General features: G+C 69.3%; 17 protein-coding genes and 1 tRNA gene. 7 read left to right on the top strand and 11 right to left on the bottom strand.

The genetic code is table 11. The features are described from left to right. Positions 1–619 precede the first annotated feature (619 nt). A complete protein-coding gene (locus ACFWJ8_RS09600; protein WP_378810904.1) occupies positions 620–1,495 on the top strand; it encodes a hypothetical protein in 876 nt (291 codons plus the stop codon). Between the two features lie 22 nt (positions 1,496–1,517). Here ACFWJ8_RS09600 and ACFWJ8_RS09595 read toward each other — a convergent pair whose 3' ends face one another. After that, positions 1,518–1,817, bottom strand: coding sequence for a hypothetical protein (locus ACFWJ8_RS09595; protein WP_378810903.1), 300 nt, complete (start codon positions 1,815–1,817; stop codon positions 1,518–1,520). Positions 1,818–2,031: 214 nt separating this feature from the next. Between ACFWJ8_RS09595 and ACFWJ8_RS09590 the strand changes: the two genes are divergently transcribed. Beyond that, complete coding sequence (locus ACFWJ8_RS09590; RefSeq protein WP_378810902.1) at positions 2,032–2,763, top strand: hemerythrin domain-containing protein; 732 nt, start codon at positions 2,032–2,034, stop codon at positions 2,761–2,763. 72 nt (positions 2,764–2,835) lie between these two features. Here the strand turns inward: ACFWJ8_RS09590 and ACFWJ8_RS09585 are convergent, their stop codons facing one another. Further along, entirely contained in the window at positions 2,836–3,639 is an 804-nt protein-coding gene (locus ACFWJ8_RS09585; protein WP_378810900.1) for an alpha/beta fold hydrolase, read from the bottom strand. A gap of 214 nt (positions 3,640–3,853) precedes the next feature. Between ACFWJ8_RS09585 and ACFWJ8_RS09580 the strand changes: the two genes are divergently transcribed. After that, positions 3,854–4,189 carry a hypothetical protein gene (locus ACFWJ8_RS09580; RefSeq protein WP_378810898.1) on the top strand — a complete coding sequence of 112 codons (336 nt, stop codon included), beginning with the start codon at positions 3,854–3,856 and terminating at the stop codon, positions 4,187–4,189. Between the two features lie 352 nt (positions 4,190–4,541). Here ACFWJ8_RS09580 and ACFWJ8_RS09575 read toward each other — a convergent pair. Beyond that, positions 4,542–4,632 (bottom strand) — tRNA-Ser (locus ACFWJ8_RS09575). A gap of 68 nt (positions 4,633–4,700) precedes the next feature. Then, positions 4,701–5,558 (bottom strand): LLM class F420-dependent oxidoreductase, encoded by an 858-nt coding sequence (locus tag ACFWJ8_RS09570; RefSeq protein WP_378810897.1) that lies wholly within the window; start codon positions 5,556–5,558, stop codon positions 4,701–4,703. A 289-nt stretch (positions 5,559–5,847) separates the two neighbouring features. Between ACFWJ8_RS09570 and ACFWJ8_RS09565 the strand changes: the two genes are divergently transcribed. From ACFWJ8_RS09565 to radA, 4 genes are all read left to right on the top strand, one after another. Further along, positions 5,848–7,218 carry an MFS transporter gene (locus tag ACFWJ8_RS09565; protein ID WP_378810951.1) on the top strand — a complete coding sequence of 457 codons (1,371 nt, stop codon included), beginning with the start codon at positions 5,848–5,850 and terminating at the stop codon, positions 7,216–7,218. Between the two features lie 134 nt (positions 7,219–7,352). Continuing rightward, positions 7,353–8,306, top strand: coding sequence for an L-lactate dehydrogenase (locus tag ACFWJ8_RS09560; protein ID WP_378810895.1), 954 nt, complete (start codon positions 7,353–7,355; stop codon positions 8,304–8,306). 121 nt (positions 8,307–8,427) lie between these two features. Then, positions 8,428–9,588: a serine hydrolase domain-containing protein gene (locus ACFWJ8_RS09555; RefSeq protein ID WP_378810894.1), complete on the top strand. Its 1,161-nt coding sequence runs from the start codon at positions 8,428–8,430 to the stop codon at positions 9,586–9,588. A gap of 97 nt (positions 9,589–9,685) precedes the next feature. Continuing rightward, positions 9,686–11,056: a DNA repair protein RadA gene (radA, locus tag ACFWJ8_RS09550; protein ID WP_378810892.1), complete on the top strand. Its 1,371-nt coding sequence runs from the start codon at positions 9,686–9,688 to the stop codon at positions 11,054–11,056. Between the two features lie 9 nt (positions 11,057–11,065). On the opposite strand, the gene ACFWJ8_RS09545 is transcribed toward radA, so the two are convergent. From ACFWJ8_RS09545 to ACFWJ8_RS09515, 7 genes are all read right to left on the bottom strand, one after another. Beyond that, positions 11,066–12,097 carry a glycoside hydrolase family 43 protein gene (locus tag ACFWJ8_RS09545; RefSeq protein ID WP_378810891.1) on the bottom strand — a complete coding sequence of 344 codons (1,032 nt, stop codon included), beginning with the start codon at positions 12,095–12,097 and terminating at the stop codon, positions 11,066–11,068. Positions 12,098–12,294: 197 nt separating this feature from the next. Continuing rightward, on the bottom strand, positions 12,295–12,705 hold the full coding sequence (locus ACFWJ8_RS09540) for a dehydrogenase (RefSeq protein WP_378810889.1): 411 nt from the start codon (positions 12,703–12,705) through the stop codon (positions 12,295–12,297). A 21-nt stretch (positions 12,706–12,726) separates the two neighbouring features. Beyond that, the gene (locus tag ACFWJ8_RS09535; protein ID WP_378810888.1) at positions 12,727–13,443 is read right to left on the bottom strand and encodes a FadR/GntR family transcriptional regulator; all 717 of its coding nucleotides are present in this window, start codon (positions 13,441–13,443) and stop codon (positions 12,727–12,729) included. Continuing rightward, positions 13,440–14,165, bottom strand: a complete 726-nt coding sequence (locus ACFWJ8_RS09530; RefSeq protein WP_378810886.1) for a gamma-glutamyl-gamma-aminobutyrate hydrolase family protein — start codon at positions 14,163–14,165, stop codon at positions 13,440–13,442. The genes ACFWJ8_RS09535 and ACFWJ8_RS09530 overlap by 4 nt, the downstream gene beginning before the upstream one ends. 200 nt (positions 14,166–14,365) lie before the next feature. After that, a complete protein-coding gene (locus ACFWJ8_RS09525) occupies positions 14,366–15,067 on the bottom strand; it encodes a hypothetical protein (protein WP_378810885.1) in 702 nt (233 codons plus the stop codon). A gap of 79 nt (positions 15,068–15,146) precedes the next feature. Beyond that, positions 15,147–15,650: an amino-acid N-acetyltransferase gene (locus ACFWJ8_RS09520; protein WP_378810883.1), complete on the bottom strand. Its 504-nt coding sequence runs from the start codon at positions 15,648–15,650 to the stop codon at positions 15,147–15,149. A 122-nt stretch (positions 15,651–15,772) separates the two neighbouring features. Then, positions 15,773–18,298 (bottom strand): ATP-dependent Clp protease ATP-binding subunit, encoded by a 2,526-nt coding sequence (locus ACFWJ8_RS09515; RefSeq protein ID WP_345544685.1) that lies wholly within the window; start codon positions 18,296–18,298, stop codon positions 15,773–15,775. Positions 18,299–18,569 lie beyond the last annotated feature (271 nt).

The raw sequence follows: 18,569 nt of genomic DNA, 5'->3' as shown, positions 1-18,569 counted from the left end.
GAACCGCCCCCGCCTCAACCGCTGGACCCGCCTCCACCCCCCGACCCGCCACCGCCTCCTCCGCCGGCCCAGCCGGGGGCGGTACCCAGTCCCGTCGACATCCCCGATATCTACTTGATCACCGGCGCGAGCTGGAGTGATCCCGTGCTGCATGTTGAGGACTACATCCGCTCCAAGCTGGACGAAGCGTGCGGGGCTCTGGGTCCCGGGTGCGTCGACTACGAAGTAGTGGTGGAGCCGGATCCTCCCCTGTACAAAGGTGTCGACTGTCCGGTGAAGAACGTCCACATCCCTCGACCCACCTACGACATCGACGTCCCGGCGACTCCTTTCCGCGACGACGTCGTCACGATCACGATCAACGATCCCTGCGACGGTGTAATAGTCGAGCCGCCAGCGCCACCGCAGCTGCCAGAACCGGCACCGGCACCGGCACCTTCGGCCGCGGAGACCGGTTAGGTGTGTCGCGATGCCTGACAAGCAGCCGGCGCGCGATCCTCGTCGCTCAAGCGTGAAATCGCGTCGTCCGCTCGGGAGCCCGAGAACTCGTGCGGCAGGGTCGAGTCGCTTCCCCCACCCCAGTTCCCACGGCGATGGCTCGGACTCACCCTCGACGCAATTGTCCAAGACGCTGAAGACGATCGGCTCGGTCGTGGCGCCCATCACACTGATCACCGCGCTGATGTTCTACTTCGGACTCCAGCACGCTCACTCCTACTTTCACTACTTCGGTGTGAATCACACGGTCATGGGTCTCACGACCCAGGACTACTTAATACGCAGTGCAGACGGGCTCTTCGTACCGCTGACCGTGCTGGCAGCCGCCGTGCTGCTCTCGCTCTGGACCCTTCGCCTCGTGACTGGTCTTGTCCCGGCCGAGAAGAAGGCGGCGGCCTACCGTATCGGCGCTCTCTTCGCCGTCCTTCTCGGCGCGAGCGCGGCAACGATCGCCATCATCGGACTCCTTCAGCCGACACGGTTCGAACGCGCATCGGCTGTGCCCGGGTTGTCCCTGTGTGCCGGGGTGCTCCTGCTGGCGTTGGCTTCCAACCTGTACTCGCGGGGCGGGAGTGCGAGGCGGAGCGCGACCGCTGGATGGGTGGGCATCGTCGAGTGGGGAGCATTGTTTGTCGCCGTCAGCATCGGATTGTTCTGGTCGGTGACCAACTACTCGGCCTCGGTCGGGGAGTTGCGCGCGTTTCGAACCGCGGACGAACTGGAGAAGCAGCCAGATGTGTTGCTGTATAGCCGAGATCGGTTGAGTGTGCCAGGCGCTACCGCCCACGAGAGGGCATGCTCTCCACCGGAGTCATCGGAGCTTTCGTACCGATATCGGTACGAGAGACTCAAACTTGTGCTTGCGTCGGACCAGTCGTACCTGCTACTTCCCACCAACTGGCCCGCGGGCGGTGGCATCGCGATCGTGTTGCCGCGCACCGAATCAGTCCGATTGGAGTTCATGAGACCGGACATGCGACAGGCGACGACATGCTAGCCACTGCCCGAGGTCGGCAAGTCTAGGGCGCGCCATAGAGGCGGTAGATGCTCCGGTCGATCTCGTCCAGCTTGTGCTGCGTCGGCTTCACTTTGTTGTTCTGCCAGGGCGAGTAGCGCAATGGCTCCGGTGCTGTCGTCAGCATCGAACGGGCGGCCAGCATCGGCGACCACGGCATCAGGCCCGTGGCGAATCGAAGCCGACACCGGTGCCGCTCCGCCCGAAGGGGGACGTCGGTCTGTTGAACCGGAACGGTTCGCTCGAACACGCCTTGACCGCGCGCCGTATTCCGCGCGCCACCGGCGGAGCGGTTGTGGATCACCGGCCCTTTCCAGGTTCACGAGCTGCCCGGCGCGCGACGGGCGTTCCTGCTCGGGCATGTTCCCGCATGGGGATCCCATGCAGCGCCCCGACGCGGTCTTGTCAGCGCTGCCCGATTCCGTTAGCTTCTCGATCAGCAGCGCCCCGATCGCAAGCAGTACCCGCTTGTGGTCCCGGGGCGTGAGATCCCGGCGACTTTCTGAGGGAGTGACGCAATGGCCACGGCACTCCCATCCTCGGGCGACGTCCCGTCGGAAGACGCAGGCTGCGACCCGTCTGACCTCCTCTACATCCACGACGCCTTCCGGCGGCTTTACGCGCTGATGCCGGCAGGCGTTCGGGGCACTTCATCCGACCGACGGCGCGTGGCACAGGTCGTCCAGTCCGTCAGGCTCGTCAACGACGCACTCCACCATCACCATGTCCTCGAAGACAGCCTGCTCTGGGACAGCCTGGAAGAGAGGCGTCCGGCCTGCACCGTCCACGTCGAGCTGATGAAGCAGCATCACGCTGAGGTCGCGGGGCTCCTGGGATCCTCCCGTCCGCTGCTCGATGCCTGGGAGCAGCATCGCGATCATGGCTCCGCGGAGGCTGCCGCCATGCATCTCGAGGCGATCGGCGCGCTCTTGGAGGAGCATCTCGCGAAGGAGGAGCGCTTCATCCTTCCGGTGATCGAGCAGACGTTCAGCGAGGAGGAATGGGAGCACGTCGGGGAGGAGGCGCAGAAGGGCTACGCGCGATCTCAGATCTTCCTGTTCTTCGGGCTCATAAAGGACTCGATGACCCCCGACCAGCTCGATGACTTCCTGACGGAGGTGCCGAGGGCTATCAAGCTCCTCTATCGGCTGTACGGCAAGCGCAGCTACGAGCGCAACCTCGAGCTTCTGTCGGCGGGCACGGCGCGACCCGGTCACTATTCCGCAAGGCCGAGCGAGCCTTCCCCGTAGACGGGAGGGCATTTCCGGCCACCCCACGTGGGGCGACGACCAATCGCAAGAGGCCGTCATCGACGGTCGCCGTCATTCGGGTGCCGTGGCCGCGGCGGCTTGCGCGTCACGCGCTGCGCGAAGGAGCACGGCGTCGAGTTCCGGCCCGCTGCAATCGTGGCCCGCGTCGGCGATCTCCAGGAAGTGGCTGCGTGGGAGCTTCGCGCACAGGTCGAGTGAGGCGCTTCGGGGGCTACGTGAGTCGGCGGTGCCACGCACGACGACGGTCGACGTGCGTATCTCGGGCAGGTCTGGCCGCAGATCCTGCGTCATGACGGCGATGAGCGCCTCGGTGGTGGCGGGTCTCCAGTCATCGATAAGGGTGCGGGCGCGCGCTCGACGCTCGGGCGTCGCACCCGGCGGGTACACGGAATCAAGGAAGTCCTCGGCCCACTCGTCGACCCGGTGAATTGTTGTGGAGCGCACCGCGGCGAGGCGCTGTGCCAGCGTGTCAGCGTCCAGAGATCCACCCCAACCGGCGTATCCGCCGATCAGGACGAGGTGGCCGACACGGGACGGGTGATGGCAGGCGAGCAGCAGCGCGACCACTGACCCGAAAGAGAGCCCTGCGACGGCCGGCGTTGTCAGCCCCAACGCGGTGACGAATCCGGAGGCCACCGCCGCCCAGTCCGCGGCGGTCCACCCGCGGGGCACGTCATCGGAGGCACCGCACCCGGGCGCGTCCCAGGCGATGACGTCGAGGTGCGGGCTGAGGGTTCGCAGCTCATCGGCCCAGATACGAGAGTCCTCGAAGGCGCCGTGAAAGAGGACGAGCGGAGGTCCGCTCCCGTCCCGCCGGTACGCGATGCGCAGCCCGTCGACAACGACCTCAGCCATGATGCCGAACCTACGCCTCGGCGGAGTTGGCCGCAGCAGCGTCACGACCTTGGTCGGGCCGTATCGTTCACCGCGTCCATGCCCGCTTGCGGATCCAGATGCACGCCGGGCCCGCTATCGCACCGCCCGCAAGAACCCAAGGATCCCTATTCGTGTACTGCCCGCTGGAGGGTGCTTCTGTGGAAACCGCTTGCGGGCGACCTAGCATCGAGTCATGTCGATTGCGTTCTGGGTTTGCGCGGGTATCACGCTTGTGAGTTCGCTCGTGAGCGCAGGATTCGCTATCGCGGGTCGCCGCTCGGCAAGCGGAGATGGACGCGTGCCGTCTGAGTACGCACTGTCACGAAGCATCGCACTTGTCGTCATCTCGGTCGCCGCCACCCTCGTCGGGAGTAACGGTTTCCTGGCAGCAGCGGCGCTGGCGATGATCATTGTGCAGGGTCTGGATGCTGTCGTCGGCGCCAAGGCTCGCGACCGACTGAAGACCATTGGCCCCGCCTTCACCGCAGTAGTCAATGCCGCTGCACTTGTCTGGTTGCTTTCCAGCTAGAGCTCACTGCGACCTAGCGATCACCGCCTGGGGCACCGGAATGGATCCGCGGGCGGCAAGTCGGAAGTCCCGATGTACGGATGCTCGTGTCGAAGTGGACCGGCCCGCCGTGGAGCACGTTGCCCACCGCAGGGACGACCACGAGGTCATGGCATCTCCCGTGGTGTCGACGAAACCCACGTCAAACCGCGCAATCTCGCGAGTCGAGGGCGGACACTCGCACGACCGGGCTCGCTCTCGGCGCTCACCGGCCTGCTCAATCGACGCCTCACCGCCAGTCACGTCCCGAGCACATGTGGGCAAACTGTGGGCAGAGCCAAAAAAGAAAACCCCTGCTGAGCAGGGGTTTTCATGGCGGTGACGGTGGGATTTGAACCCACGGTAGGGGGTTACCCTACACAACTTTTCGAGAGTTGCACCTTCGGCCGCTCGGACACGTCACCGCGGACAAGCTTACGTCACGTTGGCCGATGCCGCGAATCGGCGGCGGGGGCGGCATCCACTCTCCGGATCACCCGAGTTCGATGGCGCCGCGGATGACGTCGACGACCTGAGACGGCTCGTCCATCCCGACGGCGAAGACGTATGTGGCGGTGAAGCCGATGTCGGCCAGCGTCGCCGTCAACGCCGCCAGCGACGACGATGTGGTCTCGGGCGTCATGGGCACCATCGCGGTCTTCTCGATCGTGTCGTAGTCGCGGCCGACGTCATCGCAATGGCTGCGCAGCACGTCGAGCTTGTGGGTGGGCAGCTCGTCGCGCACGCCGAGGTTGCACGCGTCGGCGTACTGGGCGACGAGGCGCAGGGTCTTCTTCTCGCCGCCGCCGCCGATCAGCAGGTACGGGTGCGGCCGGGTGATGCTCTGCGGCGAGTTGATCGTGCGTTCGAGCTGCCAGATCGCCCCCTCGTAGGCGTCGTCCGAGTCGGACCACATCTGCAGGCAGATCTGCAGCGTCTCTTCGAGCTCGCGGAACCTCCGCGCGACCGGCGGGAACGGGAAGCCGAGACCGCGGCACTCCTCCTCGTTCCAGGCGGCACCGATACCGAGCCCGACACGGCCGCCCGACAGCACGTCGAGCGTCGTCACCTGCTTCGCCAGCAGCGAAGGGTGGCGGTAGATCACCCCCGACACCAGCGTGTGCAGCAGCACGCTCTCGGTGTGCGCGGCGATGAACCCGAGCGTCGCGTACGCCTCGAGCATCTCGTGCTCGACCGGGCCGAGGCCCGGCAACTGCCAGAAGTGGTCCATCACTGTGATGCGACGGATGCCGGCGGCCTCGGCGTTGCGCACGTGCGCCGCGAGCGCGGGGCCGAGGTTCGGGGCGCCGCTGCGCCAGGTGAAGTCCGCGATGTGAAGCCCGTAGTCCATCCGCGCCGTCCTTCCGGAGCGACTGGGGTCCACTCCAGGGGTCAGGCTAGCCCTCGCGGTGCCGACGGTCGACTGCGGAATCCGGCGGCGCCGGTGAACAGGTGGAGGCCGCCGGTCAGAGCGGCGGGACGGATCGCGCACATCTGCCCCCACAAGGCCGCGGCCCGCCGATCGGTCCCGTCGCTTTCACGCCGCCCTCCGCTGACGGATCCCGCCCCCGATGTCGCCTGCCGGGTCTAGCGTGGGGCAGGTGACCGAGGACGCACCCGGCGCCGGCCCGGCGACCCGCATGGCGACGACGCAGCGCTACGTGCTGTGGATCGCGGTGCTGGGGTCGTTCGTGGCCTTCCTCGACGGCACGATCGTCAATGTCGCGCTGCCGGCGATCAGCGAAGAGCTGGGCGGCGGCATCACGACGCAGCAGTGGGTGGTCGACGCCTACCTCATCACGCTCGGCGCGCTCATCCTCGTTGCGGGCTCGGTCAGCGACGCCTACGGGCGCGTGCTCGTGCTGCGCATCGGGCTCATCGGGTTCGGGGTGGCCTCCATCGCGATCGCGGCCTCGCAGTCGGCCGAGTTCCTCATCGTGGCGCGCGCCGTGCAGGGTGCGGCGGGCGCGTTCCTGGTGCCGAGCTCGCTCGCGCTCATCACGTCGAACTTCAGCGGCCCTGCGCAGAGCCGCGCCATCGGCATCTGGACGGCCATGACGACCTCGGCGATGATCGTCGGCCCCCTCATCGGCGGCGTGCTGGTCGACCTGGCGTCGTGGCGGCTCGCGTTCCTCATCAACGTCGTGCCGATCGCCGCGACGCTCGTCCTGCTGGCGCGCGGCGGGTTCCACGACGTGCGGCATCCCGACGCGTCCATCGACTGGCTGGGCGCGATCATGTGCACGTTCGGGCTCGGCGGCATGGTCTACGCCCTGATCGAGCAGCCGAACTCCGGGTGGACGGCGCCCCACATCTGGATCCCGCTCGTGGTCGGCGCCGTGCTGTTCGTTGCCTTCATCCTGCGTCAGCGGTACGTGCGCAGCCCGATCCTGCCGCTCGACCTCTTCCGCGTGCGCAACTTCTGGACGGGCAACGTCGCCACCGCGTTCATCTACGGCGCTCTCGCGCTCAACGGCATGGTCGTGGTCGTGTACCTGCAGGAGGGGCCCGGTCTGTCGGCCACGGCGGCGGGGCTCGCGAGCCTGCCCGTGACCCTCATCATGATCGCGCTGAGCTCGCGCGCCGGCGAGTGGAGCGGCCGGTGGGGACCGCGGCTCTTCATGACCGTCGGGCCGATCGTCATGGGCCTCGGCGCGCTCCTGCTGCTCACGACGACCGCCGAGTTCTCGTACTGGTGGCAGGTGCTGCCCAGCATGATCGTGATGGGCGTCGGCCTCGCCCTCACGGTCGCGCCGCTCACCTCGGCGATCCTCGGCGCCATCGAGCCCGAGCGCTCGGGCATCGCCTCGGCGGTCAACAACGCCGTCGCGCGCGTCGCCGGCCTCGTCACGGTCGCGCTGCTGGCGGTCATCGTCGGCGGCTCGCTCGACCTCGAGGGCTTCCACCGGGCCGCCCTCGTGACCGCGGCGCTCATGATCGTCGGCGGCATCACGTCGTTCCTCGGCATCCGCAATCCCCCGCGCGACACCGCCGATCAGCCGTCGCACTGATCGAGGGGATGCCGCCACCCGATCGCGGCGCACGTCCACGGCCGGTGCGCGCCGGGGTGCGGCATCCACTCTGTCGCGATAGACACGGCGGAACACGCTGGCCCCGCCGCGGTGTGCCCTGCAAGACTGGCCGCATGGCCGTCATCGAGAACTCGAAAGTCACCGTCGTCGGCGCCGGCAGCGTCGGATCGAGCACCGCGTACGCGGCACTCATCCGCGGGTCGGCGCGTCACGTCGCGCTGTACGACATCGCGACCCAGAAGGTCGAGGCCGAGGTGCTCGACCTCGCCCACGGCACGCAGTTCACCGGATCCAGCGACATCATCGGCGGCAGCGACCTGTCGGTCGTCGAGGGCTCGCACGTCGTGGTGATCACCGCGGGCGCCAAGCAGGACCCGGGGCAGACGCGCATCGAGCTGGCAGGCGTCAACGCCCGGATCATGAAGACGATGATGCCGCAGCTGCTGGAGGCGGCCCCCAACGCCATCTACGTGATCGTCACGAACCCGTGCGACGTGCTGACGGTGCTCGCACAGGAGCAGACGGGCCTGCCGCCGGAGCGCATCTTCGCGTCGGGCACGGTGCTCGACACGTCGCGCCTGCGGTGGAAGCTCGCCGAGCGCGCCGGGGTGTCGACCTCGAGCGTGCACGCCTACATCGTCGGCGAGCACGGCGACACCGAGTTCCCGCTGTGGTCGAAGGCGACGATCGGCACGGTCCCGATCCTGGAGTGGGTGACGCCCCGCGGCGACCGCATGACCGCCGAAGAGCTCGACCAGATCGCCATCGATGTGCGCGACGCCGCCTACAAGGTCATCCAGGGCAAGGGTGCGACCAACTACGCCATCGGCCTGTCGAGCGCCCGCATCATCGAGGCGATCCTCGGCGACCAGCACGCGGTGCTGCCGGTCTCGCCCCTGCTGCGCGACTTCCACGGCGTCGACGGCGTCGCCCTGTCGGTCCCGTCGGTCGTGAGCGCGGCCGGTGCCGTCCCGATCCGCGAGACGCAGTTCGACAGCCGCGAGCTCGATCTGTTCCACCGGTCGGCCGACGCACTGCGCGAGGTCGCCGACTCGCTGCGCGGCTGACACATCGAAGGACGTGGATGCCGCGGGTGTCGGCATCCACGTCCGCGCTTCTGGACGACGAGCCAGGAGCTTCTGCAAGCAGGAACGAATCCGGGGGGTCGTCGTGCGATCGCACACACGCGTGTCCAGGGGCCTTGCGCTCACCGCCTCCGTCGCAGTCGCCCTTCTGGCGATGACGGGATGCTCCGCCCCGGCGCCGACGGCGACGTCGACGCCCGCCCCCACCGGCACCTCGCAGGCGCTGCCGGCAGAGACGGTCGCCGCGCTGCAGGCGGTGCTCGACGAGGCGCCGATCGGCGACCGGCTGCCGGGCGTCATCGCCCGGGTCATCACGCCCGACGGCACCTGGACGGGGACGGCGGGCACGGTCTCGCTCGAGACCGACGAGGCGCCGGCCGCGACCGACAACACCCGCATCGGCAGCCTCACCAAGACGATGACGGCGACGATTCTGCTGCAGCTCGTCGGCGAGGGACTGGTGAAACTCGAGGACCCGATCTCGATGTACGTGCCCGACGCGCCCAACGGCTCGGCGACCCTGCGCCAGCTGGCCGACATGACCAGCGGTATCCCCTCGTACTCGACGGACCAGGACTGGCAGAACGCGTACTTCGGCGATCCGAGCACGGTCTTCACGTCGCAGGAGCTGCTCGACTACGCCAAGACGCTTCCCGTGGACGGAGCGCCGGGAGAGGTGTGGGTGTACTCGAACACCAACTACATCCTGCTCGGCATGGTCATCCAGCAGGTGCTGTCGCAGCCCATCGCCGACGTGTTCGCCGAGCGCCTGTTCGAACCGCTCGGGATGGACCACACCGTCTACCCCGACGGCTCCGCGGCGATGGACGAGCCGCGCCTGTCGGGCGTGACGGTGCAGGGCCAGCCCGAGGGCACGATCGCCGACGCCACCGACTGGAACCCGTCGTTCGGCAACACCGCGGGCGAGGTGATCTCGACCCTCGACGACCTCGAGCTGTGGGCCGATGCGCTGTTCACCGGCGAGGGCGTCCTCACTCCCGAGCTGCAGCAGCTGCGGCGCGACTCGATCCTGTCGTCGCCGCCGCCCAACACCGCCGACGGCGGCTACGGCATCGGGTGGGGTGCGCGACCGGACGGCTGGTGGGGCCACTCCGGCACCATCCCCGGCTACACGACGTCCGTCTTCCACTCCTACGACCTGGACGCCACGATCGTCGTCGTGACCTCGTCCGACATCGAGTTCGACGGCGGCGGCCTGCCCGCGCCGACCCTGTTCGAAGGGCTCGCCGCCGCCTTGGGCTGACTCCGAGGAGACGGGATGCCGCGGCTCGCGGCATCCGTCCGTCCGAGGTCGCGCGGGCCTCGCGGGCGATGTCGCACGCCGCACGTACGCTGAACGCATGGCCGCACCCCGACGCCCCACGCAGACCGCGCCGTACCGGTGCACGGAGTGCGGGTGGACGACCCTCAAGTGGGTCGGGCGGTGCGGCGAGTGCCAGCAGTGGGGCACCGTGGTCGAGGCCGCGGAGCAGACCGGCATCCTGCGATCCGTGACGCCGGTGGCGCCGGGCGCCTCCCGGGCCGCGCAGCCCATCACCCACATCGACACCTCCGACGTCCCGCGTCGCACGAGCGGTGTCGGCGAGTTCGACCGGGTGCTCGGCGGCGGCATCGTGCCCGGCGCCGCGATCCTGCTGTCGGGCGAGCCCGGCGTCGGCAAGTCCACGCTGCTGCTGGAGGTCGCGGCCCAGTCCGCGCGGGCCGGGCGCCGGGTGCTGTACGCGAGCGCCGAAGAGTCCACGGCGCAGGTGCGGCTGCGGGCAGAGCGCACCGGCGCGCTCCACGACGAGCTGTACCTCGCGAGCGAGACCGACCTCGCGACGATCCTCGGGCACGTCGACGAGGTGGCGCCCGACCTGCTGATCGTCGACTCGGTGCAGACGGTGTCGTCGGCGCTGTCGGAGGGCATGGCCGGGCATCCGTCGCAGGTGCGCGAGGTCGCGGCGACGCTGATCCGCATCGCCAAGGAGCGGGCGATCCCGACGATCATCGTCGGCCATGTCACGAAGGACGGGTCGATCGCGGGTCCCCGCATCCTCGAGCACCTCGTCGACGTGGTGTGCCAGTTCGAGGGCGACCGGCAGACGTCGCTGCGCTTCGTGCGCGCGCTCAAGAACCGCTTCGGTCCTACCGACGAGGTCGGCTGCTTCGACATGACCGGCGCGGGCATCGCCGAGGTGCCAGACCCGAGCGCGCTGTTCCTCGGGCACGGCACGTCCGAGCCGGGCACGTGCGTGTCGATCGCACTCGAGGGCCGGCGCGCCCTCCCGGTCGAGGTGCAGGCCCTGGTCATCGACAGCAAGTCGCCCAACCCGCGGCGCATCGTCAACGGCGTCGACGCCGCGCGCGTGGCCACCGTGCTCGCGGTGCTCGAGAAGCGCGTCGACGTCAAGACGTCCGACAAGGACGTGTACGTCTCGACGGTGGGCGGCGTGCGGTTCACCGAGCCCGCGGCCGACCTCGCGATCGCGCTCGCGGTGGCCGGCGCCGTGAACAACCTCACGATCCCCCGCCACATCGCCGCCGTCGGCGAGCTGAGTCTCGCGGGCGAGATCCGCCCCGTGACGCAGTCCGCGCAGCGCCGCACCGAGGCCGCCCGCCTCGGCTACCGCGACCTCATCGACAACCGTTCGGGCCGGCTCCTCGGCGCGCTGAACGACGTCCGCGCGCGGACCAAGGGCCGCCCCGGCGACGACATCCCCGAGTTCTGACCCGGCGGGCTACGCCTCCGACGGATGGGAGAGGTCGAGGCGGTCCGCCACCACCCGCAACTGGTCGCCGTCGTCGACGATCTCGAAGATCTCGGCGCGCACGACCGGCGTGTTCATGCCGCGGTGGAGGATCAGGTAGCTCCTGCCGTCGAACCCGTCGAACACCATGCCGTGGCCCGCGTTCCCGTCGACGAGGATGCCGTTCTGCACCCACGGGCCGAACAGCGAACCGCTGGGCGAGGTGGCCGAGGTCTCGATGTACTCGTCGTGACCGTCGGGATGCCGCCGATAGGAGGCCCACAGCATCGTCAGGGCCCCGCTCTCCAGCCTGCGCAGCTGGCAGCCGTCCGAGACGTACGGCGCGAGGGAGCCCGCCGTCGCCGCCCACTCGCGCAGCCACGATCCCTCCGAGGCACGGAACAGGTGCACCGGCTCGCCGACGGGGCCGCTCAGGTCGGGGGCGAGCCGGATCGCCTCGAAGGTGCCGTCGATCACCTGCACCCACTCGTGCGCGTAGACCATCCAGGGCGTGCCGTCGTCGTCGAGGTACAGGGTGCCGTCGAGCGACATGAACTCCGGCGGCGGGATCGGGCGGTCGGTGCGCACGAGCTCGAACGGCCCGTCGAGCGAGTCGGCGACCGCGATCACGGTGCCGCGGGCCGTCGGACGTCGGGCCGCGGAGTCGCCCGCGGAGCGCACCTCGAACACCGTCGACCCGCGCTGCGGCCACGGCAGCTCGGTCGCCGGCTGGTGCAGCGTCGTGAAGAGGTAGTAGCGGCCGCGGTACTCGTGGACCTCCGGGGCCCAGGGGGCGGCATCCCGATCCGCCCAGCTGTCGCCCGGCACGCGGAACACGACGTTCGGCCCCGACCAGTCGCGCAGATTCTCACTCGTGTACGAGACCACGCCGGTGCCGTGGATCGGACCGCGGCGCCCGTCGAACGCGGTGAACAGGTGGTAGCGGCCAGTGCGCGCATCGGCGACGACGAACGGGTCGTGCACCGGGATCTGGTCGAGCGTCTGCGTCGGGGCAGCAGTCATGGGGTCCTCCTGGTGCGGGCTCAACGCCCGCGCGGACGGCGGCGGCGCTGCGGGTCGACGAGACCGAGAGCGATCGGGATCACGAGTCCGATCGCGCACACCATGCCCACCAGGACGTATTCCACCCCGCGAGCATGCCCAACAGACCGGTACACCGCGCGCACCCGCGTCGGAGTGTCGCGGATGCCTCGGCGCGATCAGGCGTCGAGCGCAGCGATGACGTCGACGGGCGACGCCTGCATCGGGTGAGGTCCGGCGATGTCGAAGAACACCGTCGAGATGCTGTCCTTGTGCGTCTCGAGGAACGCGCGCAGCCACCCCGGCGACTGCAGGGCGACAGCGGGCGGCAGCGCCGCCGGCTTGTTCGCCGCGTCGCTGAACAGCAGCAGGGCGAGGTCGCCGGTGTTCGGGTCGCGGTACGTCCACACCTCGCCCACGTCGAGCGGGTTGTCGCGCTGGCCGGGCTTCATGAGCGGCACGACGGTGGGCCCGTGACGCAGCGCGAACGCGACGGCCGCCATGTCCTGCGTCTGCAGCGCGTCGCCCAGCTGCGTGTTGCGGAACTCGAGCGGTTCCTTCGGCTTCTTCACGCGCTTCTTGCCTGCCACCCCACCAGCCTAACCAGCGGCTCAGGCCAGGAACCCGCGCACGAGTGCCTCCGAGCCTGCCAGGTGCTCGAGGATCGCCGCGACGGCGGCATCCGGTCGCCCCGCGAGGATGGCCGTGACGATCCGCTCGTGCTGCCCGTTGGAGTGCTCGATGTTGCGCCGCAGCAGCGGGAACGTGTCGAGCCACTCGTTCACCCGTGCCCGGTTCTCGGCCGCGAGCGCGACCAGCGACGGGATGCCGGCGGCCTCGGCGATCGCCAGGTGCAGCTGCGTGTCGAGCCGGCGGTAGTCCGACTCGGATGCCGCGGCCACCGCCTCGAAGTGGGCCCACAGCTCGTCGCGGGCCGTGGCGTCAAGGGTGCGTGCTGCGGCGGCGCGGGCGGCGCCGGCTTCGAGCACGCGGCGCATGCCGAGCACGTCCTCCATCTCCTCGGGCGTGACCTGGCGCGGATTGTCGGGCTGCGGAAGCGGATCGGCGACGAACGTGCCGCCGTAGCGGCCGCGGCGCCGCACCAGGTATCCGGCGTCGGCGAGCTCGCGGATCGCCTCGCGCACCGTGTCGCGGCTCACCGCGTACAGCGCGGCGAGCTCGCGCTCGGACGGCAGCGATTCCCCCGGTGGAACGACGCCGAGTCGCACCGTCTGCACGAGCCGCGCCGTGGTGTCTTCGAGGGCGTTGCCCTCGCGCACGGGCCGGTAGACGGCCTTGCGCACCTCCGCCAGGGGCGCGTCCGTCATGGCCGCAGCGCGGACGACAGCGAGAACGTGGATGCCTCCGCCACCAGCCCCTCGAACAGCCGGCGATCGTCGGGGTTCTCTTCGGGGTGCCACTGCACTCCGACGACGTAGCCGTCGCCGTCGGACTCGAACGCCTGCACGAGACCGTCGTCGGTGCGCGCCGCCGGGACGAGCCCCCCACCCAGTCGGTCGATGCCCTGGTGGTGGTAGCTGTGGACGTCGAGCTCGCCGGGCCCGATGAGCTCGGCGAGCCGGGACTGCCCATCGACGGTGACTTCGTTGATGGCGTACTCGCCGCCGCCGATGCAGTACTTCTCTGTGCCGAGCTCGTCAGGAAGGTGCTGGTGCAGGGTCCCGCCACGGGCGACGTTGATGAGCTGGAGACCGCGGCAGATCGCGAGCACAGGCATACGCCGGCGCTCGGCGCCGCGGAACAGCGCGAGCTCCCACTCGTCGCGGTCCGCGCGTGCCGGGTCCGTGAGCGGGTGGCGCTCGGCGCCGTACAGTGCGGGATCCACGTCGAGCCCGCCGGTCAGCAGGAGGCCGTCGAGGCGATCGAGCACGGCGTCGACCACGTCTTCTGCGGCGGGCTGCGGCGGCAGCAGCACCGGGATGCCCCCCGCGGCCGTGACCGACGTGATGTACGGCTCGGGCAGGAATGCCCCTCGCTCCTGCCAGACGTCCTGCGTCACGAGCTCAAGGTAGGTCGTCAGGCCGATCACCGGCTTCCTCGTGGACTCCAACTCCCACCATCCCCTCAAAAGTTCTGCCTCAAAGGTAGACACAGCGTACCAATAGGGGTGACAATCGTCGAAAGCACGCACGACCGGTTGTTCGGCCAACACCCGGTGCGGGGAGCGGGGCGGTCCGGGGGGACGCCCCGCTCCGCGGTTTCACGGAGCGTCGGGCCTTGAAGCGGAGCTCAGTAGAGCAGGAACTGCTTCGGCTGGGTCGACGGGATGCCGCCGATCTCGACCGTCAGGTTGTACGACGCGCCGCCGCCCGGAGCACGCGGACGCGTTGCGTCGGCGCACGTGCCGACCGCGGAGCGCGTACGGTCCCACGCCAGCGGCGACGCGCTCGACACCGTCTGGCCGGCGGCGATCGTCACGATCATGTCGCTCGGCTCGCTCTGGCAGTCGGTCGAGCGCCACCAGACGTCGTCACCACTGGTGACCGTGAACGACTGGCCGCTCGTCCCGACATTGAGCGTGCAGTCGGGGCCGTTGTTGGTGAGCTTGATCGTGAACTGCGGGCTTTCGTCGCCCGAGTAGGTGTCGGCCGAGGTGACCGCCTCGACGGAGACCGCGCTCGCGACACAGGGCAGCGCGGTGGGCGTCGCACCGGGCGTGGGCGTCTCGGCGCCATCCGTCGCACCACCGGTGGCGCCGGCGTCACCCGCGGCGTCCGTCGCGCCGGAGGAGGGCACGGGCAGCGAATCGGTCTGATTCTGCTTCGTGGAGGTGTCGTCCTTGGCGTCCGTCTCGTCCGCGACCCCGGCCCAGGGCTGCGCGATCAGCAGCCACACGACACCGGCGATCACCAGCAGCCCGACGAGCAGCACGATGCGCCGACGGCGGTACACCGCCGGGGATTGGCGACGTCGCGGGGTGGTGCCGGTCATGCTGACAGGCTAGACCGAGGCCGCCGGCATCCCGATCCGGCACGCGCCGCGTGGGCAAACCCCCAGGTTGCCGCCGAGGTCACAGACGCTTGAGCATGCGGGTGTTGCCGAGGGTGTTCGGCTTCACGTGCGCGAGGTCGAGGAACTCGGCGACGCCCTCGTCAGGAGAGCGGATGAGCTGCGAGTACACGTCGGGATCGACCACCTGCTCGCCGATCTGCTCGAAGCCGCGGCGCTCGAAGAAGTCGACCTCGAAGGTCAGGCAGAACAGCCGCGAGAGCCCGAGCGTGCGGGCGTTGGCCTCCAGGCCGTCCACGATCGCCCGGCCGACGCCGTGGTGCAGCCAGCCGTCGGCGACGATCAGCGTGCGCACCTCGCCGAGGTCCTCCCACATGACGTGGAGGGCACCGCAGCCGATGAGCTCGCCGTCCGCGTCCTCGGCGACGAGGAACTGCTGCGTCGCCTCGTACAGCACGACGAGGTCCTTGCCGAGCAGGATGCGTCGCTGCACGAACGGTTCGAGGAGCGCCTGGATGCGGCGGACATCGCGTGTACGCGCCGGCCTGATCGTGAACTCTGCCACCCGTCCAGCGTAGAACCCCCTGGACCCCGAGACGACGAAGAGCGGATGCCGTCGGCATCCGCTCTTCGTCCTTCGCGCCTCGACAGGCTCAGCGACGCGTGGTCCCTGAGCCTGTCGAAGGGTCAGGAGTTGGCTGCGAGGTCGGGCGTCGCGGTGATCTCGCCGCCGTGGACGACGCCCACCGCGACCTTCTCGCCGCGCGGGCCGTGCTCGAACACGAACTCGCCGTTCTGGGCGTCGACCTTCACGTGGTCGCCGGGGTTCAGCTCGCCGTGCAGGATCTTCTCCGACAGGCGGTCCTCGACCTCGCGCTGCATCGCACGACGCAGCGGGCGGGCGCCGAGCGTCGGGTCGAAGCCGATCTCGATCAGCTTGTCCTTGGCGGCGTCCGACAGCTCGAGCGTCATGTCACGGTCGAGCAGACGCTCGCCGAGGCGCTTGGTGAACAGGCCCACGATCTGGCGCAGCTCGTCCTTGTTCAGCTGCGGGAAGACGATGATGTCGTCGACGCGGTTGAGGAACTCGGGCTTGAAGTTGCGCTTGAGCTCCTCGTTGACCTTGCCCTTCATCCGCTCGTAGGTCGTGCCCTGGTCGCCCTCCACCTGAAAGCCCACCGGGCCGCCGGCGATCGCCGACGAACCGAGGTTCGTCGTCATGATGATCACCGTGTTCTTGAAGTCGATGACGCGACCCTGACCGTCGGTGAGGCGACCCTCTTCGAGGATCTGCAGCAGCGAGTTGAAGATGTCGGGGTGGGCCTTCTCGATCTCGTCGAAGAGCACGACCGAGAACGGCTTGCGGCGCACCTTCTCGGTGAGCTGGCCGCCCTCTTCGAACCCGACGAACCCGGGAGGGGCACCGAACAGGCGCGAGACCGTGTGCTTCTCACCGAACTCCGACATGTCGAGCGAGATCAGCGCGGCCTCGTCGTCGAACAGGAACTCGGCGAGCGCCTTGGCGAGCTCGGTCTTTCCGACTCCCGTGGGGCCGGCGAAGATGAACGAGCCCGAGGGGCGCTTCGGGTCCTTGAGGCCCGCGCGCTGGCGGCGGATCGTCTTCGCGAGGGCGGCGATCGCCTCCTCCTGGCCGATGACGCGCTGGTGCAGCGCCTTCTCCATGAAGACGAGGCGGCTCGACTCCTCCTCGGTGAGCTTGAACACCGGGATACCGGTCGCCTGGGCGAGCACCTCGGCGATCAGGCCCTCGTCGACCACCGCGTGCGACGCGACGTCGCCCGAGCGCCACTGCTTCTCCAGGCGCAGACGCTCGGCGAGGAGGGACTTCTCCTCGTCGCGCAGCGCGGCGGCCTTCTCGAAGTCCTGGTCCTCGGAGGCGCGCTCCTTGTCTTCGCGGACCTTGGCGATCTTGTCGTCGAACTCACGCAGCTCGGGCGGGCTCGACAGGATCGACAGGCGCAGACGGGCGCCGGCCTCGTCGATCAGGTCGATCGCCTTGTCGGGCAGGAAGCGGTCCGAGATGTACCGGTCGGCGAGGTTCGCCGCGGCGACGATCGCACCGTCGGTGATCTGCACCTTGTGGTGCGCCTCGTAGCGGTCGCGCAGGCCCTTCAGGATGTTGATCGCGTGGGGCAGGCTCGGCTCGGCGACCTGGATGGGCTGGAAGCGGCGCTCGAGGGCGGCATCCTTCTCGAAGTGCTTGCGGTACTCGTCGAGCGTTGTCGCACCGATCGTCTGGAGCTCGCCACGAGCCAGGAGCGGCTTCAGGATGGAGGCCGCGTCGATCGCGCCCTCGGCGGCACCCGCACCCACGAGGGTGTGGATCTCGTCGATGAAGACGATGATGTCGCCGCGCGTGCGGATCTCCTTCGTGACCTTCTTCAGGCGCTCCTCGAAGTCACCGCGGTAGCGGGAGCCGGCGATGAGCGAGCCGAGGTCGAGCGAGTAGAGCTGCTTGTCCTTGAGCGTCTCGGGCACGTCGCCCTTGACGATCGCCTGCGCGAGGCCTTCGACGACCGCCGTCTTTCCGACACCGGGCTCGCCGATGAGGACGGGGTTGTTCTTGGAGCGGCGCGACAGGATCTGCATGACGCGCTCGATCTCCTTCTCGCGCCCGATCACCGGGTCGAGCTTGTTGTCGCGCGCGGCCTGCGTGAGGTTGCGACCGAACTGGTCGAGCACCTGCGAGCCGCCCTGCGTGGTGCCCTGGGTCTGCTCGCCGGCGCCGGAGGCGACACCCGCGGGCTCCTTGCCCTGGTAGCCCGACAGCAGCTGGATGACCTGCTGGCGCACCTTGTTGAGGTCGGCGCCGAGCTTGACGAGCACCTGGGCGGCGACGCCCTCGCCCTCGCGGATGAGGCCGAGGAGGATGTGCTCGGTGCCGATGTAGTTGTGGCCGAGCTGCAGCGCCTCACGGAGGCTCAGCTCGAGCACCTTCTTGGCGCGCGGGGTGAAGGGGATGTGGCCGGTCGGCTGCTGCTGACCCTGCCCGATGATGTCCTGCACCTGCTCGCGCACCGCATCGAGCGAGATGCCGAGGCTCTCGAGGGCCTTGGCGGCGACGCCCTCACCCTCGTGGATGAGACCGAGCAGGATGTGCTCGGTGCCGATGTAGTTGTGGTTGAGCATCTTCGCCTCTTCCTGGGCGAGGACGACCACACGACGGGCACGGTCGGTGAATCTCTCGAACATCGTTCACTCCTCCGGGGCGCCTCGGGTCGCTTGTGACCCACTGCGCCTTACAAAGAGGGTAGCCAGCGGGCCCCCGCCGGACGGCGATGTTCGCCGTGGGCATATCGACCACCCCTGCGGTCGGTGCGTCCGTCGCGAGATCGGCGAGCTGCTCGTGCACGCCGACAGAGGGGTGGGGGGGGGGGCGGGGCGCCGGCGCCCCCCGCCCCCCCCCCACAGCGGGGGCCGGGGGGGGTGAAACACAGAAACGGCCGGCCCCCACAGAGACGGA

This window comes from Microbacterium sp. NPDC058389, assembly GCF_042722305.1.
GTDB lineage: Bacteria > Actinomycetota > Actinomycetes > Actinomycetales > Microbacteriaceae > Microbacterium.
Note: the sequence above shows the minus strand (reverse complement) of the source record. Positions and strands in the feature narration are given on the sequence as shown.